Annotated in this window: 18 protein-coding genes; 17 read left to right on the top strand and 1 reads right to left on the bottom strand. The window is 52.9% G+C overall.

Going from position 1 to position 22,164, the window contains the following annotated elements; translation table 11 throughout:
* The first annotated feature begins 80 nt into the window (after window positions 1-80).
* Window positions 81-644, top strand: a complete 564-nt coding sequence (locus JFN88_RS20650) for a DUF309 domain-containing protein (protein ID WP_199021152.1) — start codon at window positions 81-83, stop codon at window positions 642-644.
* A gap of 256 nt (window positions 645-900) precedes the next feature.
* Here the strand turns inward: JFN88_RS20650 and JFN88_RS20655 are convergent, their stop codons facing one another.
* Window positions 901-1,227, bottom strand: a complete 327-nt coding sequence (locus JFN88_RS20655) for an iron-sulfur cluster biosynthesis family protein (RefSeq protein WP_199021153.1) — start codon at window positions 1,225-1,227, stop codon at window positions 901-903.
* 96 nt (window positions 1,228-1,323) lie between these two features.
* On the opposite strand from JFN88_RS20655, the gene JFN88_RS20660 reads away from it, so the two are divergent.
* From JFN88_RS20660 to JFN88_RS20735, 16 genes are all read left to right on the top strand, one after another.
* A complete protein-coding gene (locus tag JFN88_RS20660; protein WP_199021154.1) occupies window positions 1,324-2,838 on the top strand; it encodes a carboxypeptidase M32 in 1,515 nt (504 codons plus the stop codon).
* A gap of 139 nt (window positions 2,839-2,977) precedes the next feature.
* On the top strand, window positions 2,978-3,979 hold the full coding sequence (locus JFN88_RS20665; RefSeq protein WP_199021155.1) for an ABC transporter substrate-binding protein: 1,002 nt from the start codon (window positions 2,978-2,980) through the stop codon (window positions 3,977-3,979).
* A gap of 87 nt (window positions 3,980-4,066) precedes the next feature.
* The gene (locus JFN88_RS20670) at window positions 4,067-4,855 is read left to right on the top strand and encodes an ABC transporter ATP-binding protein (protein WP_199021156.1); all 789 of its coding nucleotides are present in this window, start codon (window positions 4,067-4,069) and stop codon (window positions 4,853-4,855) included.
* Window positions 4,852-5,661, top strand: a complete 810-nt coding sequence (locus JFN88_RS20675; RefSeq protein ID WP_199021157.1) for an ABC transporter permease — start codon at window positions 4,852-4,854, stop codon at window positions 5,659-5,661. The genes JFN88_RS20670 and JFN88_RS20675 overlap by 4 nt, the downstream gene beginning before the upstream one ends.
* A gap of 34 nt (window positions 5,662-5,695) precedes the next feature.
* Window positions 5,696-6,673, top strand: coding sequence for an aromatic acid exporter family protein (locus JFN88_RS20680; protein WP_199021158.1), 978 nt, complete (start codon window positions 5,696-5,698; stop codon window positions 6,671-6,673).
* Between the two features lie 193 nt (window positions 6,674-6,866).
* Window positions 6,867-7,433 carry an outer spore coat protein CotE gene (locus tag JFN88_RS20685; RefSeq protein WP_199021159.1) on the top strand — a complete coding sequence of 189 codons (567 nt, stop codon included), beginning with the start codon at window positions 6,867-6,869 and terminating at the stop codon, window positions 7,431-7,433.
* A 262-nt stretch (window positions 7,434-7,695) separates the two neighbouring features.
* Window positions 7,696-9,384 (top strand): putative amidoligase domain-containing protein, encoded by a 1,689-nt coding sequence (locus JFN88_RS20690; RefSeq protein WP_199021160.1) that lies wholly within the window; start codon window positions 7,696-7,698, stop codon window positions 9,382-9,384.
* A 195-nt stretch (window positions 9,385-9,579) separates the two neighbouring features.
* Entirely contained in the window at window positions 9,580-12,291 is a 2,712-nt protein-coding gene (mutS, locus tag JFN88_RS20695; protein WP_199021161.1) for a DNA mismatch repair protein MutS, read from the top strand.
* 28 nt (window positions 12,292-12,319) lie between these two features.
* A complete protein-coding gene (mutL, locus tag JFN88_RS20700) occupies window positions 12,320-14,341 on the top strand; it encodes a DNA mismatch repair endonuclease MutL (RefSeq protein ID WP_199021162.1) in 2,022 nt (673 codons plus the stop codon).
* Window positions 14,341-15,114, top strand: a complete 774-nt coding sequence (locus JFN88_RS20705) for a class I SAM-dependent methyltransferase (protein ID WP_199021163.1) — start codon at window positions 14,341-14,343, stop codon at window positions 15,112-15,114. The genes mutL and JFN88_RS20705 overlap by 1 nt, the downstream gene beginning before the upstream one ends.
* The gene (gene miaA, locus JFN88_RS20710) at window positions 15,111-16,070 is read left to right on the top strand and encodes a tRNA (adenosine(37)-N6)-dimethylallyltransferase MiaA (RefSeq protein ID WP_199021164.1); all 960 of its coding nucleotides are present in this window, start codon (window positions 15,111-15,113) and stop codon (window positions 16,068-16,070) included. The genes JFN88_RS20705 and miaA overlap by 4 nt, the downstream gene beginning before the upstream one ends.
* Before the next feature lie 47 nt (window positions 16,071-16,117).
* Window positions 16,118-16,354: an RNA chaperone Hfq gene (gene hfq / locus JFN88_RS20715; protein WP_199021165.1), complete on the top strand. Its 237-nt coding sequence runs from the start codon at window positions 16,118-16,120 to the stop codon at window positions 16,352-16,354.
* A 238-nt stretch (window positions 16,355-16,592) separates the two neighbouring features.
* The gene (locus tag JFN88_RS20720; RefSeq protein ID WP_233168094.1) at window positions 16,593-19,205 is read left to right on the top strand and encodes a PBP1A family penicillin-binding protein; all 2,613 of its coding nucleotides are present in this window, start codon (window positions 16,593-16,595) and stop codon (window positions 19,203-19,205) included.
* 555 nt (window positions 19,206-19,760) lie between these two features.
* Window positions 19,761-20,318: a ribonuclease FAU-1 family protein gene (locus JFN88_RS20725; RefSeq protein WP_199021167.1), complete on the top strand. Its 558-nt coding sequence runs from the start codon at window positions 19,761-19,763 to the stop codon at window positions 20,316-20,318.
* A complete protein-coding gene (locus JFN88_RS20730) occupies window positions 20,315-20,998 on the top strand; it encodes a YdcF family protein (RefSeq protein WP_199021168.1) in 684 nt (227 codons plus the stop codon). Before JFN88_RS20725 ends, JFN88_RS20730 begins: the two co-directional genes overlap by 4 nt.
* A gap of 170 nt (window positions 20,999-21,168) precedes the next feature.
* Entirely contained in the window at window positions 21,169-22,161 is a 993-nt protein-coding gene (locus JFN88_RS20735; RefSeq protein ID WP_199021169.1) for an AAA family ATPase, read from the top strand.
* The last annotated feature ends 3 nt before the right edge of the window (window positions 22,162-22,164 follow it).

Here is a 22,164-nt window from a genome sequence, read left to right on the forward strand (position 1 = left end):
TCGTTTACGCTTGAATACTCAAAAAAATTTCTATACGGGAGTGTAGATCAAAATGATAGATAAAAGAGGTAAATACTCGTATGAGGTATGCTAAGCCCTATATCGATTATTTGGTGGAGTTTCATGGAACGCGGGATTATTTTGAATGCCACGAGCTTCTGGAGGAACATTGGAAGGAGCAGGGGACATCTGATCCGTATGCGGATACGTGGGTAGGTCTGATTCAGATAGCGGTGGGTCAGTATCATCATCGCAGAGGAAATGTGAAGGGTGCGGAGAAGTTGTTTCGGCAGGCAGAGCGGCGTCTTAACCCGCAATTGCTGGAGCAGCTTGGACTGAGCGGGCAGGCTGTCGCAGATATGGTCAGAGGCAAATTGCAGGAACTGTCGGCAGCGGGAGAGCCGCCGCCATTCAGGGACATGGATTTGCCGTTCCGCGATCTTAAGCTGGAGCGGGAATGTCGGGAACGGACGACTCTTGCGGGATATGGCTGGTGCAAGCCCAGCCGCTGCGACGGCCAGCTCGTACACAGGCATACGCTCCGCGACCGGAGCAGTGTGATTGCCGCGAGAGCGGAGGCCTACGAGCAGCGCCGGGCTTCAGAACTGGCGGGGGAAAGGCAAAAGTCGGAAGCAGACAGCTAATCAGCGAGCAGGGTGAGGAATATATTGTTCTCTGATTAATCAGCTCAACCAAAAAATTAGTGGTTGCCCTCTAGTAAGGAGGGAACGCTGTGGCAGAGGATTCTTCCGATCGCTGTTAAAGCCCGATTCCTTGATTTCATGGAGGTTAGCAGGGGGAATCGGGCTTTAAATGCGAGCACTATCGTTTCTCCAGAATTCCTCTGCCCCTTCGCTGCTCTCTCCTCGATGTCAACCACTAATTTTGGTTTTGAGCCGATTAATTTTGTTGCCGGATCAGGCGAAGGTGGTTCGTATAGATTTGCTGGTCGCTCTTTAAAGAGAATTGCCCTTTCTCTGCGGAATAATCAACCTTGAGCTCCGACTCGAAAAAAACTTCATGGCGTTGCTCGAAGAGGAAGGGAATGGGCTGGCCTTCACCTGGACGGTCATAAGGGCCGGGGCCTTCCACCAGTTGCAGTGCAGGAACGCCGCTAACAACGCAGCCGCAGCCTTCCGTATCGTAAAGCAGCTTTAATTTGGCATGTTCCGGCTCAAGCAAGGGCAGTAGCTTGGCTTGCGCAGCTTCGGTAAATACAATTTTCATCCAAAGGACTCCTTCAGGGTTCGAATAAATTTGATTATACGTGCGGTAAAAAGTATGATCAAGAGGTAGTACTGAAAAAGAAAGGCGGGATGAGTTGTGGCGACGAATACCGAAAAAGCATTGGAGAGATTTCGCGAATTAAACAAAACCATCAAGAGCTATCATGAGGCGCTAAGCGTACTATATTGGGATTTGCGCACGGGCGCGCCGCGCAAGGGCGTGGCCAGCCGTTCGGAGGCCATCGGCGTATTGTCCTCCGAGGCATTCAGACTGACGACTTCCGATGAAATGGGCGATTTGTTGGCTCGTCTCGGGGAACAGGAGACGTTGGGCTCGCTGGATGAAATCAACCGCAGACTCGTCTCCGAGAGCAAGAAAGAATATGATAAAAGCAAAAAAATTCCTCCCAAACTGAATGAGGAATACGTTATTCTCACTTCCAAGGCAGAGAGCTACTGGGAGGAAGCCAAGGAGAACGACGATTACGCCAGCTTTCAGCCCTATCTGGAAAAAATCATTGACCTGACGAATCAGTTCATCGATTTGCGCGGCGTTAACGGCACACGCTACGATACCCTGCTTGATGATTATGAACCGGGATTGACGACAGCCGAGTTGGATGAAGTGTTCGGGGGGCTGCGGAGCAAGCTGGTTCCACTGGCTTCCGCGATTGCCGCTTCCAGCCATCAGCCGGAAACGGCGTTCCTGCGTCAGAACTACAGCCAGGCGGCACAGAAAGATTTCAGCTTGTACATACTGAAGCAGATGGGTTATGACTTTGAGGCCGGACGTCTGGATGAGAGCGTTCACCCGTTTGCAACCGGATTGAGCCCAGGGGATGTGCGCATTACAACCCGTTACCTGGAGGATGATGTGACCAGCGCCCTGTTCGGAACGATCCATGAGGGCGGGCACGCGTTGTATGAGCAGAACATCAGGCAGGAGTTGGTCGGCACTACGCTGTGCGATGGGACCTCTATGGGGATTCATGAATCCCAGTCCCGCTTTTGGGAAAATGTCATCGGCCGCAGCCGTCCATTCTGGGAGCGGTACTTCGGAGAACTGCAGAAACGCTTCCCGGGCCAGCTTGATGTGCCGGTGGAGCAATTCTATCGCGGCATTAACGTCGTGCAGCCTTCCCTGATCCGGATTGAAGCGGACGAGTTGACTTACAACCTGCATATTATTATCCGTTACGAAATTGAGAAAGCGATTTTCAACAATGGCGTCAAGGCTAGCGAGCTTCCGGAAATCTGGAATGAGAAATATAAGGAATACCTTGGCATCGTGCCGCCGAACAACCGTGAAGGCGTGCTGCAGGATGTCCACTGGTCCGGCGGAGCGTTCGGCTACTTCCCGTCTTACTCGCTAGGCAACATGTACGCCGCCCAGTTCACGGAGACGCTGGAGCGCGAATTGCCGAACTTGTGGGAACTGGTAGGCAAGGGGGATTTGCTGCCAATCAAGACATGGCTGAGCGACAAAATTTATCAGTACGGCAAATTGGAGACACCGTCGGAAATCGTACAGCGCGTAACCGGCAAGCCGCTTGATCCGGCTCATTTGGTTCAATACCTGGAAACGAAGTATAAGGATATTTATAGGCTGTAAAAAATTATGCCCAAACCGTATGTTCATCCATGATGAATGTACGGTTTTTTTTGATCCAAGCTCCATCCGAAAAATGGCACCGATCAGGCATAAGCGGCATAGGCTGAATCACTGACAGACTTTATTGGAGGGATGAGCTATGCGTCGAAAGAGTACGGCTGCGCTGCTTGTGCTGCTGCTTCTGGCAGGCGCTGTGCTGGGCGGATGCGGGAAGGATGCGGGCGGCGGCAAAACCAAGCTGACGGTAGGCGAGGTTACACGTTCGATATTTTACGCGCCCCAGTACGTTGCACTGAGCAAGGGTTTCTTTGAGGATGAGGGTCTTGAGGTTGATTTGGTTTCGACCTTTGGCGGGGACAAGACGATGACGGCGCTATTGTCCGGCAATATTGACATTGGACTTGTCGGTTCAGAAACATCCATTTATGTAGCGCAGCAGGGGGCAAAGGACCCGGTTATTAATTTTGCACAGCTCACACAAACCGACGGAACGTTCCTGGTGTCGCGGGAGGCGGTCAACGGCTTCGACTGGAATGACCTTAAAGGGTCGAATTTCCTCGGCCAGCGCAAAGGCGGCATGCCGCAGATGGCAGGCGAATTCACATTGAAGAAGAAGGGCATCGACCCCAAAACGGATTTGAAACTGATTCAAAACGTGGATTTTGCCAATATTCCGGCTGCCTTTGCTTCCGGTACAGGTGATTACGTACAGCTTTTTGAACCGCAGGCGTCGATTTTTGAAAAAGAAGGGCGCGGCCACGTTATTGCCTCCTTTGGCGCTGAGAGCGGTCATCTTCCGTATACGGTATATATGTCCAAACAAAGCTTCCTGAAGAAAAACAAGACGGCGGCGGAATCGTTTGTCAAGGCGGTTCACCGGGCACAAATTTGGGTGGAGCAACATAGCGCAGAAGAAATCGCGAAGGTGATTAAACCGTATTTTGAGGATGCGGATATGGATATTGTCGTTACGGTTGTCAATCGCTATAAAAGCCAGGGCTCTTATGCATCCGATCCGATCATCGACGAGTCGGAGTGGAACAATCTGCTCGATGTGATGGAGGCTGCAGGCGAATTGAAAGAGCGAGTGGAACACAGCAAGCTTGTGGATAATTCCTTTGCGGAGCAGGTATTGAAATAATTAAATTGAACGAAAGCAAGCTTTATCAGCGTCCTCCGTTAATACCAGCACACAGACGGGTCAGCAGGAGAGCAAGGAGGAAAGCGAATGAGACCGGTACTGGAATTAAAACATGTCTCTCATGTTTATGTAAGCGAGAAGGAAGCCTCGCTGGCGATAGAGTCTGTCGATCTGAAGGTTCAGCCTGGGGAATTCATCAGTCTGGTTGGCCCAAGCGGCTGCGGTAAAACGACTCTGCTCAGTCTGCTGGCCGGTCTGTTGCTGCCGACTGAGGGCGAGATGTTGTTTCATGGGAAGCAGGTAAAGGGTCCGTCGACGAAGGTTGGCTATATGCTGCAGCAAGACTATTTGTTTCCTTGGCGGACCATTCGGGAAAATGCACTGCTGGGGCTGGAAGTTAGTAAACAGCTTACTGACAATGCCGGTGAACGGATGGAGCAACTGCTTGCGGATATGGGGCTGGATGGGGTTGCAGACCGCTATCCGCATGAGCTGTCAGGGGGGATGCGCCAGCGGGTGGCGCTCGTGCGCACGCTTATGGCCTCTCCGGAGGTGCTGCTGCTGGATGAGCCGTTCTCTGCACTGGATATGCATATCAAGCTGCAGCTTGAGGATTTGGTTCAGCTTACACTTACCCGTCTGGGCAAGACAGCGGTCCTCGTCACACATGATCTGGCGGAAGCTGCGGCGATGAGCGACCGCGTGATCCTGCTTGGCAGCCGCCCCGGCCGTATCCGGCAAATATTCGATATTCCCCCGGATATCCGGGAGCTGCCTCCAACCGCAGCAAGGCGCAGCGCCGGCTTTCAGGATCTTTTTGATTCCATCTGGTCGGAGCTGGAAGCCGAGGAGGGGGAGGAGGCCGATAGCCCATGAACAGCATGCTCAAACGGCTGCATGAGAATTACCTCACTGGCCGGAAAAAACGGACGGCAGCCGTCATATCGGTTCGGGTACTCATACTAGTTGCCTTTGTTGGATTGTGGGAGCTGGCCGGAAGGCTGGGCTGGATTGATGTGCTGTTGTTCAGCTATCCAAGCAAGCTATGGGATCAGCTCTATACAACGATGCTTGATGGTACGCTGCCGCCCCACATTGCGGTCACGGTTATGGAGACCGCTGCAGGTTTTGTGCTAGGTACACTGCTTGGCGCGGCGCTGGCAGCGCTGCTGTGGTGGTATCCTTTTTTATCCCGGGTGCTGGATCCTTATCTTGTGGTGCTCAATAGTATGCCGAAGGTCGCGCTTGGCCCGATATTTATCGTTGCGCTTGGTCCTGGCTTTTTGTCGATCGTTGCCATTACACTCTCGGTAACGGTCATTATTACGACACTTGCGATTTATAATCGGTTCCGTGATATTGACACCAATTATGTCAAGGTGGTGCGGCTGTTTGGCGGCTCGCGCAGCCAGGTGTTCCGCCTTGTGATATTGCCTGCGTCGTTCCCCGTTATTATCTCGACATTGAAGGTGAATGTAGGGCTGGCCTGGGTTGGGGTTATCGTAGGTGAGTTTTTGACAGCCAAATCAGGTCTCGGGTATTTGATCATTTATGGCTTCCAGGTATTTAATTTTACGCTTGTTCTTTCAAGTCTTGTCGTCATTGCCATCGTCGCGGCGATCATGTACCAACTGGTTGCATTGCTGGAGGAGAGGTTGACTAGGGGTTGGAGAGAGCGTTAGGATTAGGTTAAAAATACTTGCGAGGAACAATGATATGGGGATACGAGTCATTAAGACAGCATTGGCCGCACTTGCTGCTATCTATACAGCGTTGTATCTTGAGCTTACTCCGGCCTTGTCGGCGGGTCTGATTGCAATCCTTGCTGTAGAGGTCACCCGGATGAGAGGCATTCGAATTGCTTTTGTCCGTCTGGTGGCCTCTATGGTGGGATTGTTTTTTGCTTCACTTGTTTTTTTACTGTTCGGCTTTGAAATTTGGGCGCTATCTATCTTTGTTCTCATTGCATTCCCGATACTGTCCCGCTTTAACCTCAAGGACGGAATTGTGGCCAGTTCGGTCATCGTCTTCCATATGTTCGACCGTCAGGAGGTGAGCTGGCAGCTGATCGGCAATGAATTTATGCTGCTTATTACGGGCCTTGGCTGGGCGCTTATCGTGAATCTGCTCTATATGCCAAGGGAGGATAAGGCTCTGAAGAGCTGCCGCAGTCTGACCGAGCAATTGTTCAACAGGATTTTCACAGAGATGGGAAACACCTTGCGCAACCCGGCCCATCTGTGGAACGGCGGGCAGCTTCTGGAGGCGCATGATGCGATTGAACAAGGGCTGCAAAAGGTCGGAAGTTACCAGGAGAACCGGATTTGGGGCTATGAAAAATATTGGCGCACCTATTATGAAATGCGCAGAGAGCAGCTCGAATCGATCCAGCAGATGCTCCCGCTGCTAGCGCTGGTCTATGAGAAGCTGCCGCAGGGCGAACTGCTGGCGGAAGTGTTCGACTCTTTGTCTGAGGAAGTCATGTCGGATGTTTATGAGGGCCATGCTGAACAGGAGCTTGAAGAGCTGGAGGAGATATTCCGGGGCATGCCGCTTCCTGTGTCGCGGGAGGAATTTGAGATACGCTCTGCGCTGCTTCAGCTATGCCGGGAGCTGGAACGTTTTCTTTCAATCGCTAGAAGGTGGAAGAAGAGAAGGCAGGCACAGCCGTCTACGCTTCAGGCAGGAAGTTAGCACTCCAATGGAACATGCAATTGGCCTGAAACTGGCAATTTTCTTCATGAAAGATTTGGTTTGGAAGTCTTGAGACTGGATATGCGGCATAAATTTATAAGCAGTTAATATTTCTTTGGCCCAAGTTTAATCAACATTTGCCTATGCCCTGCATACACTTTAATTGAATGATTGTATGGAGGAGGTTAATTCAATGACAATTGCAGATAAACAGCTTCAAACCAGAGAGATCATAACCAAAGCTGTCTGCGGTAAAGGTCGTAAGTTTTCTACGGTAACGCATACCGTAACGCCGCCTCATCATCCGACTAGCATATTAGGTGCATGGATTATCAACCACCAATATGAAGCGGTAAAGGCTGGAGACGGAATTGAAGTTATCGGTACTTATGATATCAACGTATGGTACTCTTACGACAGAAACTCTCAAACCGACGTAGCAAAAGAAACCGTATCTTATGTAGAAAGCGTTCCGCTCTCTTACCTTGATCCGAAACACAGAGCTTCGACGGAGGAGGTGGCAGCCGAATCGACACAGGAGCCGAACTGTATCGAAGCTACCATCTCATCCAACGGAACTTCGGTCATTATCCGCGTTGAACGGGAATTCGTCGTGGAAATGATTGCCGAAACCAAGGTGTTTGTTGCTGTCCTTCCTGGCGGCAGCGACGACCTGGACGGTAAGGATTTCGAGTATGGGCTTGCAGACGACGGGGATTTCGAGGACTTGGACCCTGACCTTCTGGACGACGAGCTGTAAGAGCGGATGTCTTGCTTGTAGTTTCTATTCATAGTATGCAGTACCGTTTAGACGGTCGAGGGCGATAGCCCTCTTTTTTTTAAAAATAATCAGGTTTACAACCTCTAGTATAGGTAAACCGCCGCGGTGCTGTCGAGAGCAAGCCGCGGACATTCAGCTTCCGATTCAACCTCAATTATTGAGCTGAAAAGGAAGCTTTTTAGATTGGGCACGCAAGAATTTGGTGCGTAAGAAATGGAAGAACTTTCGGAGGGTGACGCATATGGGCGGAGTATGGATATGGAATGGCAGCACCTTGAATCAACTGCACCGGGTGGCGGAGCATCAGTCAAGGTTTACGTCTCCGTCCGCGTCGGTTGCGGCCTCACATTTGCGAGAGTCGGCTGCGCAGGCGGCAAACCGGACTGGAGCGGGAGTATTCGGCGATTCGAGGGAAAGAGTGGAAAGATATGCAGTTGCGAACCAGCGGGCTATTATTTATTGGCCGGAGTATGAGGTTCAGGCAGGGGAATTGAAGCGGAATAAGGAAGAATTAGTATATTATGGAAATCTTCGTGAGCATGCAGGAAAATGTCCTTCTCTGCCGGACCCGCACAAGCCAGGGAGCTTGCCGGGACATATCTGGCTGCTTAATGAGGGCGTGTGTCGGCTGTCCGTCATGACAAAAACCGGGCTGCAGATGCGTCTGGGCAAGGCGGGCGTGAGATGGCTGGACAACATCGGAAATGGTGCAGGGAGGCCAGATAGCGGAGAGAGCGTTTATCGATTTTTTCGCGTTGCTGTGTTCCATTTGGAGGTGTTGGAGCTGGAAAGAGTACACTTGCCTGCCCGGTCGCTGCGGGATATGGCAGGATTGTCTCCTTCAGCGTCTGCCATGGCTGGCAGCGGCAGCCTTGGAAGCATTGCTGGGGCAGCAGCCGCTCCGGCCGGGCTTGGGCCGGAAGACCCGCTATACCGCCGCGTAGCCCGCACGGCGGTACGCGCGCTTTATGCGCTCGGTCTCGACCTGGGCGAGGTCGTAGTCGCGCTGAACGATGACGGAAGAACGGCTGTCTCTTCCGTCATCGTGCCGCCGCCGGATGCCCGCGGCGGCCTGTGGCTGGCGGCGGCTGAACGCTTCGCCGCCGCGTGTGCCGCGGCCGAAGAGGCTGCCGCGGCACAGGGTCCGCTCCTGATCGGAGCGGACCCTGAATTCGTCCTGCTGCGCGAGGACGGACGAATCGTCTCTGCCGCGCGGTACCTGGACCCGCACGGCCGCATCGGTTGCGACGCCGTGCCGGTCGGCCGGCGTCTGCACTATCCGGTAGCCGAGCTGCGTCCGGCCCCGGAGACGACTCCCGCCGCCCTCGCAGCAAGCTTGCAGCATTTGCTGCATCAGGCTGCTGCCCGCATCAGCGGCAAAGGGCTGCGCTGGCTTGCGGGAGGGATGCCCGTGCCTGGTCTGGCGCTGGGCGGGCATATCCATCTCAGCGGGGTGCCGCTGACGAGCCTGCTGCTGCGCGCGCTGGACAGCTGCGTCGCCTTCCCGCTGGCGCTGGTGGAGAGCGCAGGCTCGCGGGCCCGCCGCCCCCGCTATGGATGGCTGGGCGACTATCGCCTTCAGCCGCACGGCGGCTTCGAGTACCGGACGCCGCCCAGTTGGCTCATCTCGCCCGCCGCCGCAAAGGCGGTCTTTGCGTTCGCGTTGCTCGCCGCCCTGGAATATCGGACGCTGGGCTGCGCTACCGATTCATTGCCCGCCGCCAGAGAGGAACTGGTGCACGCCTATTACAGTGGAGACAGGAAAATGCTTGCCGAGGGGATGGAGCCTTTCTTTGAGCGGATCGCGCAGACCGCCAGCTATCCGTCGCTTGCGGAATGGATGGAGCCGCTGCTTCGTGCAATCCGCAGGGGAGAGGAGTGGGATGAATCCCGGGACATCCGGGTCAAGTGGCGCATCCCGCTCCGGTAGATCAGGCCGTCAGCAGATATATTGGCCGGGTCAAAAAGACGCGGCTTGTTCAAGGGGACCGACACGACCGACACGAAGCAGCTCTGCCTTCCCTCTCCTGTCTGCTCTGTCATTCCCTCAGGCTGCGGTTATCTGATATAATGAAGTATCCATAGATTTGAGGGAATAGATGATACGATCAGGCAGGGTGATATTATGGCCGGCTACACGCCGATGATACAGCAATATCTCGCCATCAAGGAACAGGCGAAGGACGCCTTTTTATTTTTCCGACTAGGCGATTTTTATGAATTGTTTTTTGACGATGCGGTGCTCGCTTCCCGGGTGCTGGAAATTACATTAACCGGCCGTGATGGAGGCGCTGCGGAGAAAATCCCGATGTGCGGCGTCCCGTTTCATTCGGCAGAAGGATACATATCTAGGCTTATTGAGAAGGGCTACAAGGTGGCCATTTGCGAACAGGTTGAGGACCCGTCAGTGGCCAAGGGAGTCGTCCGCAGGGAGATCGTCCGCGTCGTCACACCGGGTACAGTGATGGAGACGAAATCGCTGGAGGGCAAAGCGAACAACTTCATCGCCGGGATCGCGCAAATCGGCAGCGCCTATGCGCTCGCTGTATGCGATTTGTCTACGGGTGAACTGTACGTCACTTCTTTCCCCGCTTCGCTCCAAATGTTGAGCGATGAGGTGAATGTCTATCATCCGTCGGAGATGGTTGGGGATGCTGAACTGCTGGAGGCGGTGAAGGAGCAGTTCCAAAGCTGGAATCGCCCGCTGCTGATGACTCCGCGCGAGCCGATGGCTCAGGAGGGGCTGGAACGGCAGTTTGGCAGGGAGCAGCTTGCATCGCTTGCGGAAGTGAGGGTAAAGGCCGTCAGTGTACTGACCGGCTATCTGGATGAGACGCAGAAGCGCTCACTTGGTCATATGCGGGTCATTCGAGCTTATGAGCCGAACCAGTATATGGTGCTTGATCCGTTTACCCGGCGCAATCTGGAGCTGACGGAGACTGTCCATGAACGGCGCAAGAAGGGTTCGCTGCTATGGCTGCTGGACCGCACCGAGACGGCGATGGGCGCAAGGCTGCTGCGCCGCTGGATTGACAAGCCGCTGCTCAGTGCAAGCAGCATCGAGGCGCGGCTGGAAGCAGTGGACAGGTTGTATAACGATCTGATGCTGCGGGATGATCTGCGTACAGAGCTGAAGGAAATCTATGACCTGGAGCGTCTTGTAGGGCGGGTAGCATTCGGCAGCGCCAACGCCCGTGATCTGAATGCGCTCAAGCAATCGCTTCAGCATGTGCCGTCCCTTGCTCAGCGCTGCGCCGCATCCTCGTCAGGCACTTTGGCGCAGCTTGTAACGGGTCTTGACGACTGCTCCGATCTGGCGGAAATGGTGGGAACCGTACTGGTGGAAGACCCGCCGGTATCGCTCCGCGAAGGCGGGCTTATTCGCCCCGGCTATGATGAATATCTCGACCGGCTTCGTGAAGCTAGCACAGGCGGCAAAAAATGGCTTGCGGAGCTGGAGAAGCAAGAGCGTGAAGCTACAGGTATCCGGACGCTGAAGATCGGCTACAACAAAGTGTTCGGTTATTACCTGGAGGTCACAAAGGCCAATCTGTCGCAACTTCCGGAAGGCCGTTACGAGCGCAAGCAGACGCTTGCCAATGCCGAGCGTTTTGTGACTCCGGAGCTGAAGGAGAAGGAGCGGCTTATTCTCGAAGCGGAAGAGAAGATGGTGGACCTCGAATACGAGCGGTTTGCCGAGCTTCGCGAGCATTTATCCTCGCATCTGCACCGGCTGCAAAAGCTTGCGGAAATTGTTGCGGCCATCGATGTGTACCAATCGCTGGCTACGGTCAGCGCCGAGCAGCGCTTCGTCCGTCCGCAAGTTAACGACAGCTACGATTTGAACATTGAAGGCGGCCGCCATCCGGTTGTAGAGGCCGTAATGGGCGGTACGACGTTTATTGCCAACAGCACTTCGCTGAAGCAGCAGCAGTCCATGCTGCTCATTACCGGACCGAACATGGCGGGCAAGAGTACGTATATGCGCCAGGTTGCTTTAATCTGCATCATGGCCCAGATCGGTTGTTTTGTCCCGGCAGATGCTGCTGCAATGCCGCTGATTGATCGGATTTTTACACGAATCGGGGCAGCGGATGACCTGATCGGCGGACAAAGCACCTTCATGGTTGAGATGAAGGATATTCAGGTGATGACCGAGCAGGCGACCGCGCAAAGCCTGGTTATTATTGATGAACTGGGACGCGGCACCTCGACGGGAGAAGGGATGGCTATCGCACAGGCCGTGATTGAATTTGTACATCATCATATCGGCTGCAAGGCGCTGGTATCCACGCATTTCCATGAGCTGGCCCATCTGGAGGAATCGCTTCCGGGACTTTCCAACGCCTGCATGGCTGTACAGGAAAGCGGAGACCGTGTAACCTTCCTTCGCAAGCTCGTACCGGGAGCAGCGAGTACTAGCTATGGCATTTATTGCGCGCAGCTTGCAGGCTTGCCGGGCAGCATCATAGACCGTGCCTATCTTCTGCTGCAGAGCAGCGAAGGCTTGTTGTCGAAGACCCGGCCTGTAGCTGGAGCAGCTTCTCAAGAAGTTTCATCCGTAGAACGGGCTAGTCGTGGCCATGGGGCGGTAAACGAGGTGCGGGATGATCGATTGTTACCGCTCTATAACCTCGAAGCTGCGGCAACAAGCGAGGTGGTCCAGTTGTCCCTGTTTGCACCTGCACCTGCTGCCGAGAATTCCCAGGAAAAGCCCAGGAAGCCGTCCAGGTCCGATAAGCTCGCCGAAGATTTGAAAAAGCTGGACTTATTCAATATGACCCCGCTGCAAGCGATGCAGTGGATTAGCGATATGAAGCAAAAAATGGCCGAATAATCCCGCAGCAAAGGAGGCGCATCGTAATATGGCTAAAATACATGTGCTGGACGAACAGCTCGCGAACCAGATTGCCGCAGGGGAGGTCGTGGAACGGCCTTCTTCGGTTGTCAAAGAGCTTGTGGAGAATGCAATCGATGCGGGCAGTTCAGCTATTGATGTGGCGATAGAGGAGGGCGGATTAACGTTCATACAGGTGAGGGATAACGGCTCCGGTATTGAGGAAGAAGATCTGGAGACCGCCTTCTTGCGCCATGCGACAAGCAAGCTGTTGAGCAGCAAGGATTTGTTCCGGATCGCCAGTCTGGGCTTTCGCGGCGAGGCGCTGCCAAGCATCGCGGCTGTCGCTCGCGTGGAATGCGTCACGGCTGTTGATGACAGCGGGCTTGGTACCCGCCTTGTCATGGAGGGCGGCAAAGTGATAAGCCGTGAAGCGGCGGCTGCCCGTCAGGGCATGGAAATGACTGTGAGAGATTTGTTCTACAATACGCCTGCAAGGTTGAAATATATGAAATCCATTCAGACGGAGCTAGGGCATATCTCTGATTATATCTACCGGCTGTCGATGGCTCATCCCGGTATCGCCTTTACGCTCAAACACAATGGCACGAGCCTGCTCCGAACGCTAGGCAACGGGGAGCGCCAGCAGGTGATCGCCGCAGTGTACGGCACGACGCTGGCCAAAGCTATGCTGCCGGTGGAGGGCGAGCATCCCGATTATGATTTGCGCGGCTACATTTCCAAGCCGGAGCAGACACGAGCCAACCGCAACGGGATGACCACGATTGTCAATGGCAGGTACATCCGCAGCTTTGCGTTGAATCAGGCGATTCTTCAGGCGTATCATACATTGCTGCCGATTAATCGCTACCCGATGGCTGTGATTGAAATCGGCATGCACCCGTCGCTCGTCGACGTAAACGTCCATCCGTCCAAAATGGAGGTTCGTTTCAGCAAAGAGACGGAGTTGAAGGAATTTGTCCAGCAGTCCATCCGCAAGGCGCTGGGGGAGCAGGCGCATATCCCGGAAGCGGCGGTCAGCAGTGAGCGCTCCAAGCCTGTTTTTGTGCAGGAGCAGATTTCTTTTCATCGGCCGGAGCCGAAAGATCAGTGGGGGGACTTGCAGCGAAGCTCTGCTGGAGGACCTTCCCAGAGAGGCGATTTTTCGCATGGAACAGCAGAGCAGGCTCCCGTAATACCGCCTGATGCTGCTCGGAAGCTGTACAAGCCTTCGGAACGGCTGTCGGCAGGTGATTTTCTGCGGGAGACGGGGGAGCATGATGTTTCTCCACGTGCTATCCCCGGCCAGCAGGCCTCATTCGGACAGCCCTCCTGGGCGCCGGAAGCTGGCCGATCTAGTGCAACTGCTGTACCCGGTACGCAGGAAGAGGCGTCAAATGGACAGCAGAACGGCTGGAAGCGCGACGAAGAGAGCGGCAGAACGGCAGGCAATGCCAACGCGGGGGCCTTCCCTGAACTGTCCTGGGTAGGGCAGCTCCACGGTACTTATCTCATCGGACAGAACGAATCGGGGATGTACCTGATTGACCAACATGCTGCCCATGAACGAATTCATTATGAGTATTACTATGAGAAGTTTGGCAGGCCGCAGGAGGCCAGCCAGCAATTGCTGGTTCCCCATACGCTGGAATTTACGTCCGTCGAGGCGGAGTTGCTGCGGGAACGGATCGATCTGTTCGAGCAGGCCGGCGTGGAAGTGGAAGCCTTCGGTCAGAATGCCTTCCTTGTCCGTTCCCATCCGCAATGGATGCCCAAAGGGGAAGAACTGGACGTGATTGAAGAAATTGCAGATTGGATATTGACCGAGAAAAAAGCGGTGGATATCGGGAAGCTCCGTGAGAAGGCGGCAATCCTCTGTTCCTGCAAAGCCTCGATTAAGGCCAACCAGCGCTTGTCCCGTGAGGAAGGGGAGACGCTGATTCAGCGGCTTGCGGCATGCAAGCAGCCTTATACGTGTCCGCATGGAAGGCCGATTGTGGTGCATCTTTCGACCTATCAATTGGAAAAAATGTTTAAGCGGGTGATGTAATGATTGTAACGACCTCTTCATCCCCCGATACGGCAATCATACATGACGCTCAGCGGTTGGCGGATGAGCTGGGCGCCCGTTATGCTGAGAGGGGAAGCCATTCACTGAAGCGGCTGGGGACCAGGCATAAAGACGAGCAGATTCTGGTCGTATCCGGTCACGACGTCCGTTATTACGACGGTCAGGAACCGCCGTTGTTTTTTCATCCGAGCATGGCCTTTGTCCGGGTCAAGCGGCTGCTGAGAGGGGAAACCGACTTGATGCTGGAGGTATCCGGGTGCGTGGAAGGCGATGAAGTACTGGATTGTACGGCAGGACTTGCCTCTGATTCATTCGTATTTTCCTATGCGGTCGGGCCGCAGGGCAGAGTGACTGCGCTGGAGAGCGAACCGGTACTAGCGGCACTTGTCAGGGAGGGTCTGCTAAGGTATGATACCGGGATGACTGACGCCAACGAGGCTATGCGAAACATTGAGGTTGTCTGTCAGAATCATGAGACATTGCTTAGCTCGCTTGACGACGATAGCTATGATATCGTATATTTTGATCCGATGTTTCGGCAGCCTATCCATGCCTCCAACTCGCTTGCGCCGCTCCGGCAGCTCGCCAATCATAGTCCGCTGTCGCCAGCCTCGGTAGCCGAGGCCAGAAGGGTTGCGCGCAAGGCAGTAGTGATCAAGGAGCACAGGGGAAGCGGAGAATTCGACCGTCTCGGTTTTGAGAAGCGGTCTGTCAACACATCAAAAATTGCTTATGGAGTGATCAAGATTTGACCAGAGAGCAGCAAGCAGACAAACCAAGGCTGCTGGTGCTCGTCGGACCGACAGCGGTCGGCAAGACGGCTTTCAGTCTGGAAATTGCCAAAGCATGGAATGCCGAGATTATATCCGGAGACTCCATGCAGGTGTACAAAGGGATGGATATTGGAACCGCCAAGCTTCCGCTTGAAGACCGGGAGGGAATCGTACATCATTTAATTGATATCTATGAGCCGGACGAGCCGTTCTCCGCAGCGGAATTTCAGACGCGTTGCCGCAGCCTGATTCAGGAGATAACTGCACGCGGCAAGCTTCCCTTTATTGTAGGCGGAACTGGTCTTTACGTAGAATCGGTTTGCTATGACTTTCAGTTCTCCGAGGTTGGTTCGGATGATGCCTACCGTGATGAGTTGCAGCAGCACGCAGTAGAGCAGGGCAATGAAGCATTACATGAACAGCTTAGGCTTGTTGACCCGGAGACGGCCGGACGGCTGCATCCGAATGACGTCAGGCGGGTAATTCGGGCGTTGGAGGTGTTCAGGCTGACAGGCGCTCCCATGTCGGAGCAGCTTCGCGGCCAGAAGAAGACATCGCCTTACAATCTGTGCATTATCGGGCTTAACATGGAACGTGACCGATTGTATGAACGGGTGGAGCAACGCATCGATCTGATGATGGAGCAGGGACTTGTGGCGGAGGTTGAACAGCTTCTGGAGTCCAGCGTATCCGATAAGGCCGTTGCCATGCAGGGGCTCGGATACAAGGAAATCGTCCCTTATTTGCGCGGGGAATGCTCGCTTGAGCAGGCGGTTTATCTGCTTAAAAGGGACACCCGGCATTTTGCCAAGCGGCAGCTTTCCTGGTTCAGACACATGCAGGATCTCAACTGGGTAGAGCTGGACAAGTTACAAAATTTTAATGACGCCCTGTCAATTATTCATGGTATAATAGCAGGAAAGTTTAGAGACTAGCTCGAATATACATGTATTCAATCTTACCATAATGGAGGTAACGGCCAATGAACAAATCGATCAACATTCAAGATACATTTCTTAATCAGCTGCGTAAAGATAGTGTTCCGGTAACCGTCTATTTGACGAACGGTTTCCAGATTCGCGGCGTTATCAAAGCATTTGATAATTTTACGATCGTTATCGACAGTGAAGGCCGTCAGCAGATGGTATACAAGCATGCCATCTCTACCTTTACCCCGCAGCGCAACGTGTCGTTAATGCAAGATTCCAGCAGTGAGTAGCAGCGTTTATCAGTCATATTTTGAAACTTTTTCATAGTATCATGCGTTTAAAAGAATAACGGACTGCAGAGCAACCGTTTTGCGCCAGTCGAATATACCGGCTTCTTGCCGGGTTCTCCTGGGGCCGAGAGGTTGTTCTTTTCATTCCGCCTTTCGAATGCGAAGGAGATTTTTAGTTTATACTGTCAGCAATAGAGATAGGCGCCCTCAAGGGCGCCAAGGAGAAGGGAGTCGGCTCATGGCAGAACGTCAATCATCAGGGCGCACGGCACCACAGAAAAAAACGACGAAGAAAAAAGGGAAACGTAAGTTTACGCTCCGCAATACGCTGATCGTATTATTTTTTACAGGGGCTCTGGTAGTCCTGTGCGGAATTATCGGATATTTCATTATCACCTTAAATGGCGAGAAGATTTTGAACGCAAATAAAGACCAGTTCAATTTTGCAGAGTCTTCCGTTGTTTACGACCGGGATGGCAATCAGATTTTGAAATTGTTCACGGATGAAAATCGGGAGAATGTAGAATATTCACAAATTCCCAAGCTGCTGGCCGATGCTTTTGTAGCTGTCGAGGACAGACGTTTTCGTGAGCACTCCGGCCTTGACTTTATATCAATCGGTCGGGCTGTCGTCAAAGATATTGTGGCCCGCAGTGCGGTAGAAGGCGGAAGTACGATTACGCAGCAGCTCGCTAAAAATATGTTTTTGAGTCATGACAAAACGATTTTGAGGAAAGCAACCGAGGCTTCAATCGCACTTGCGCTTGACCGCAATTTCACCAAGGATCAGATTTTGGAAATGTATTTGAACCGAATCTTCTTCGGCCAGCGCGCGAGCGGCATCAAGGCGGCGGCTGAGCTGTATTTTGGCAAGGAAGACCTTAACGATCTGGAAGTATGGGAGATTGCTACGCTGGCCGGAATTCCAAAAGCGCCAAGCGCGTTCAATCCGCTCAGCAACCCGGAGAAGTCCAAGGAGCGTCGTGCCGTCGTACTCCAGCTCATGTACGAGCAAGGGCTGATCACGAAATCGCAGATGGACGAAGCCAAGGCAGTTGATTATGACCCGGACAAAGCGAAGCGTCCGAATAATACCGTCTTTATGGCCTTTGTTGATTATGCAATAGACGAGGCAATGCGCGTGACGAATAAGACAGAGGAAGAACTGCGTCTTGGCGGTTACGAAATTCATACGACGTTGAATGTCAAAGCGCAGACCATTATGGAAGATGAATTTAAAAATGACGACAACTTTGAAAAGAGCGGTGACGAGCAGAAGGTCCAGGGAGCGATGATCGTGGCCGATCACCGGAATGGCGAGATAGAGGCTATGGTTGGCGGTCGTGACTATGCGAAGAATGGCTGGAACAGGGTCGTTGTGCCTCGACAGCCTGGCTCTTCCTTCAAACCGATCACTTCTTACGGCCCGGCGTTGCAGTCAGGAAACTGGTTCCCGTGGTCGACATTGCGGGATGATAAGGAATGTTTCAACGGATATTGCCCAAGCGACTCGAATCGGAACAAATATATCGGTCCGGTAAGCATGAGCCAGGCTATTAAGGAATCCCGCAATTTGCCTGCCGTATGGCTTCTTAATCAGATTGGGGTCGGCACAGGATTGGAGTTTGCCAAAAACCTGGGCTTTAATCTCAGTTCGGAAGACCGCAACCTGGCCATTGCGCTGGGAGGCTTGACGCACGGCGTTACCCCAATGGAAATGACGCAAGCCTATAGCGTGTTTGCCAATGGAGGGAAATCGGTTGACTTGCATACCATTACGCTTATCAAGGATAAAAACGGCCTAACGGAATATGAATATAAGGCTCCGAAAAGCAAGCAGCTGATGTCGCCGGAAGCCGCTTGGTACATGACGCAGATCTTGCAGGGTGTCACCGAGCAAGGCGGGACAGGGGCCCGGGCGAAGGTGAGCGGCAGACCGGTGGCAGGCAAGACGGGAACAACGCAGCATGGCATTCCCGGCCTGAAATCAGCAGCCAATCGAGATGTCTGGTTTGTCGGCTATACACCGGAATGGACAGCCGCTGTATGGATGGGCTATGACAAGACCGACAAGGATCATCTGCTCAAGAAGAGCAGCGGACAGACTGTGGACTTTTTTACCAAGGTAATGAACGCGGCAATGAAAGATATGCCGAAGAGCAGCTTCAAGAAGCCGTCAGGCGTGAAGGAGACGAAGCCACCGACGGGGGTAAACGGTTTTAATGCCGTTTATATTCAGGAGCGAGGCGATGTCCAATTATCCTGGACAGCAGTAGAGGGCAGTAATGTCTCCTACCGGATATACAGGAAGGAAGCGTCTGAACCTGATTTCAAACGTATTCTTGATCAGGTGGATGCGATTGCTGCCGAAGATATAAGCATTGAGCAAGGCAAGTCATATGAGTATTATGTGACGGCTTATGATGCGAATACCAAGCTGGAGAGCGCAAGCTCTGCAAAAGTGAAAGTTGATATTCCGATTGAGGAAATTCAGTTGCCAGATGATGTACTGAACCCTGGCGATCCGAATGCGCCTGGAAATGGTCAGCCTGAAGACGGGGGGAATGGCCAAGTGCCGCCAGACGGCACAGGTCAGCCTGACTCGGGCAATCCAGAGGGAGGCCAAGGCGAGACTCCTGGGGGAAGCCCCGGAGGGGAAGCTCCTAACGGCAACGATGGGGAATCTGCCCCCGGTTGGCTGGATAACGGAAATAGCGGGAACAGAAACGGAAACGGAAACGGCCAAGAGAACAATGCCAGAGGCAATAAGCCGGGTCGGGGAAACAACAGACCGGATGCAGGCAATCCTCATGAAAGTTCGAGTACATCAATTGTGCCGCCACAGGAATAAGATATATGCTAATGGCTGCTGCCGTCTCTACGGCAGCAGTTTTTTTGAAGATATAAGAATTTATAAAGTTTCCTTTGTAAATAAGGCTCAACCTAAAAATTAGTGGTTGACATCGAGGAGATAGCAGCAAAGGGGCAGAGGAATTCTGGAGAAACGAACGTGGTCGCCTTTAAAGAACGATTCCCCCTGCTAGCCTCTATCCTATACAGGAATCGGGCTTTAACAGCGATCGGAAGAATCCTCTGCCACGCAGCGTTCCCTCCTTACTAGAGGGCAACCACTAATTTTGGTTTTGAGCCTTTTTATAAATGGCTTATATTTCAACGCGAAACGAAGTTTTTGCCTGTCAAAGGCCGGCAAAGCCGCTTACGCTTGGTTTATTTTGGTGTTTGGCTGGAGATGGACGTTAAGTTGTGGTAAGCTTTTTTTATAGATAAGAAAGTATAAAATGAAGTTATAATGGAGATTCTTATCTTTCTACGCTTCAATCGACTGGCGACGGCTGTATCAACATTTAAGGGGGCCGTCGTATCCTAACGGAGGGGTACGTTCCGTATGAAAAGAAAATTTTCTGACCGGGCGAATTGGCGTCGTATTCTCCGGAAAAGTTACTCTTGCCTGTCTATGGACGGCGATGAATTTAAAGGTCTGGTTACCTTTTACCGCATCCATGATTTGAGGGAGCCATTATGGAAAGAATATAACGGTCGCAGGTTATGTCTGGCTGACAAAGGATATTTATGGATGCAGCATTTCCCGAAGGGTGAACAGTTTGTCGTGACGACGATGTTTGATGACAAGGGCCGTGTTGTGCAGTGGTATATTGATGTATGCAAAAATCAAGGCATGACCGATCAGCAGGTTCCCTGGTTCGATGATATGTATCTTGATGTTGTGGTGCTGCCAAGCGGAGAGGTCTTTCTGATGGATGAGGATGAACTTGAAGATGCGGTTCGCAGCGGCGACGTGTCGCACAAGGATGCGAATATGGCGCGCAAGACGGCAGGCAAGCTGCTTTCCGCTATACGCAACGGGCGTTTCAGGTATTTTACCCTCAGTTTGAAGCATCGTAAAACACTTGCAGACCGCATGGGCGGATATCAGGGATCATGATGAAGGATACTCGGGGGAATGTGCTTGCTGCTACTGTTTTGCCCGACATGAGCAAGCGCCGCGGCCGCCCGTTCAGGTTGCTGCTGCGCGCTTTCATTGTGTTGACCGCTGCTGTAGCAGGATGGAGCGGCTGGATGGCGTATTCAATTAGCTGCTTCCGTGATGTGTCCCCGGAGCTGGTGACCGATACCGGGATTGTACTCGGAGCCGCCTTATGGAATGACAAGCCGTCCCCCGCCCTCCGAGAGAGGCTGGAGATGGCAGCCCGCTTGTACGCAGAGGGTAAGTTCAGCACGATTATTGTTTCGGGAGGCCCTGACCAGAACAGGTCGGTTCTTTCCGAAGCTGAGGGCATGCGCAATTATTTGCTGGACAAGGGCATTCCAGAAGCAGTCATTCTGCTGGAGCCGGATTCAAAGACGACCTACCAGAATTTGCTGTTTAGCAAACAGATAATGGAGCAACACCATTTGCAGAGCGCGACTGTAGTGACGCACGAATATCATGCGGCAAGGGCCAAGGATATCGCGAAGTTCGTAGGCATCCGGCCGCTTGCTGTATCTGGCGCTTCTTCAGTTGTGCTTTCCAAGACGTATAATCATTCCCGAGAGTATCTTGCTTTGACGAAGTGGAAGATAGACAAGCTGCTGCTGAGGCTGGGATTTTCTGCGCCTTTATAGCGGCTGGCTGCTTGCTTGTGCAGGTCAACCGGAGTGTCCCGTGTCTTTTGCAATTGTACTAATAGGACAGGCAAAGCCTGAATACATTGGTAATGCGGTGAAAAATAGATCCGGTTCGCAGCCTTGTGCGCTGACCGGATGCCGACGTTGCAAAGGATGGGGATGCTCTGATGAATCCGAATACAGTGAGCAGCAGCGTACAGAAGAACGGTACCAGGCCGTCGAGACAAATTAATGTTGTGCTGCGCAGCCATTCTCAGGCAGCAGCCGTGCTACATGCAGTGGAAGAAGTTGAACCTGCCCAGGCTGCGATCAAGGCTCCTGCTCCCAATGACTCCTTCCAGGATATTCAGAAGGAGCTCGATCATATGGTCGGGCTGGATAATGTAAAGACGCTGGTGTATGAAATTTATGCGCTGCTGCAAGTAACAAAACTGCGTGCGGAGGCAGGACTGACTGGGGGCTCGCACGTTTATCATATGATTTTCAAGGGCAATCCCGGGACGGGCAAAACGACGATTGCCAGAATCGTTGCCAAGCTGTTTCAGAAGATGGGCGTGCTCGCGAAGGGTCACCTGATTGAAGTCGAGCGTGCGGACCTTGTAGGCGAATATATTGGCCATACGGCGCAGAAAACGCGTGACCTGGTCAAGAAAGCGCTCGGTGGCGTTTTGTTTGTTGATGAAGCCTATAGTCTCGCTCGCGGCGGGGAAAAGGATTTTGGGAAGGAAGCGATTGATACGCTTGTGAAGTCCATGGAGGACCACAAAAATCAATTTGTATTAATATTGGCTGGCTATCCGCTTGAGATTGAAAACTTTTTGCTGACCAACCCCGGGCTCCCTTCCAGATTTCCGATTCAGATTGAATTTCCCGACTATTCGGTGGATCAACTTATACAAATTGCTGAGTTGATGGCCAAGGAACGGGAATATAATCTGATGCCGCAGACGCTGTTCAAGCTGCGGGAGCATCTGATGCAGGAACGGGGAGCAAGCATCTATGCGTTCAGCAACGCGCGTTACGTGCGGAATGTGATCGAGCGGTCCATCCGCTTTCAGGCAGTGCGGCTGCTTGGACACTATACATCCAGTTCACCGGGAAAGCAGGAGCTTATGGCGCTGCGGCCCGAAGATTTGAAATGGGAAACTAAAGCTAATTAAGGA

It is taken from the genome of Paenibacillus roseus (assembly GCF_016424485.1).
Taxonomy (GTDB): Bacteria; Bacillota; Bacilli; order Paenibacillales; family Paenibacillaceae; genus Paenibacillus_D; species Paenibacillus_D roseus.

Bases quoted from the DNA above. Each gene is read 5' to 3' on its own strand.
- JFN88_RS20730 (WP_199021168.1), top strand. From the start codon at position 20,315: ATGATGAAGGATACTCGGGGGAATGTGCTTGCTGCTACTGTTTTGCCC.
- hfq (WP_199021165.1), top strand. From the start codon at position 16,118: ATGAACAAATCGATCAACATTCAAGATACATTTCTTAATCAGCTGCGT.
- JFN88_RS20720 (WP_233168094.1), top strand. From the start codon at position 16,593: ATGGCAGAACGTCAATCATCAGGGCGCACGGCACCACAGAAAAAAACG.
- JFN88_RS20655 (WP_199021153.1), bottom strand. From the start codon at position 1,227: ATGAAAATTGTATTTACCGAAGCTGCGCAAGCCAAGCTACTGCCCTTG.
- JFN88_RS20675 (WP_199021157.1), top strand. From the start codon at position 4,852: ATGAACAGCATGCTCAAACGGCTGCATGAGAATTACCTCACTGGCCGG.
- JFN88_RS20685 (WP_199021159.1), top strand. From the start codon at position 6,867: ATGACAATTGCAGATAAACAGCTTCAAACCAGAGAGATCATAACCAAA.
- JFN88_RS20680 (WP_199021158.1), top strand. From the start codon at position 5,696: ATGGGGATACGAGTCATTAAGACAGCATTGGCCGCACTTGCTGCTATC.
- JFN88_RS20705 (WP_199021163.1), top strand. From the start codon at position 14,341: ATGATTGTAACGACCTCTTCATCCCCCGATACGGCAATCATACATGAC.
- mutS (WP_199021161.1), top strand. From the start codon at position 9,580: ATGGCCGGCTACACGCCGATGATACAGCAATATCTCGCCATCAAGGAA.
- JFN88_RS20735 (WP_199021169.1), top strand. From the start codon at position 21,169: ATGAATCCGAATACAGTGAGCAGCAGCGTACAGAAGAACGGTACCAGG.
- JFN88_RS20670 (WP_199021156.1), top strand. From the start codon at position 4,067: ATGAGACCGGTACTGGAATTAAAACATGTCTCTCATGTTTATGTAAGC.
- JFN88_RS20725 (WP_199021167.1), top strand. From the start codon at position 19,761: ATGAAAAGAAAATTTTCTGACCGGGCGAATTGGCGTCGTATTCTCCGG.
- JFN88_RS20650 (WP_199021152.1), top strand. From the start codon at position 81: ATGAGGTATGCTAAGCCCTATATCGATTATTTGGTGGAGTTTCATGGA.
- JFN88_RS20690 (WP_199021160.1), top strand. From the start codon at position 7,696: ATGGGCGGAGTATGGATATGGAATGGCAGCACCTTGAATCAACTGCAC.
- JFN88_RS20665 (WP_199021155.1), top strand. From the start codon at position 2,978: ATGCGTCGAAAGAGTACGGCTGCGCTGCTTGTGCTGCTGCTTCTGGCA.
- mutL (WP_199021162.1), top strand. From the start codon at position 12,320: ATGGCTAAAATACATGTGCTGGACGAACAGCTCGCGAACCAGATTGCC.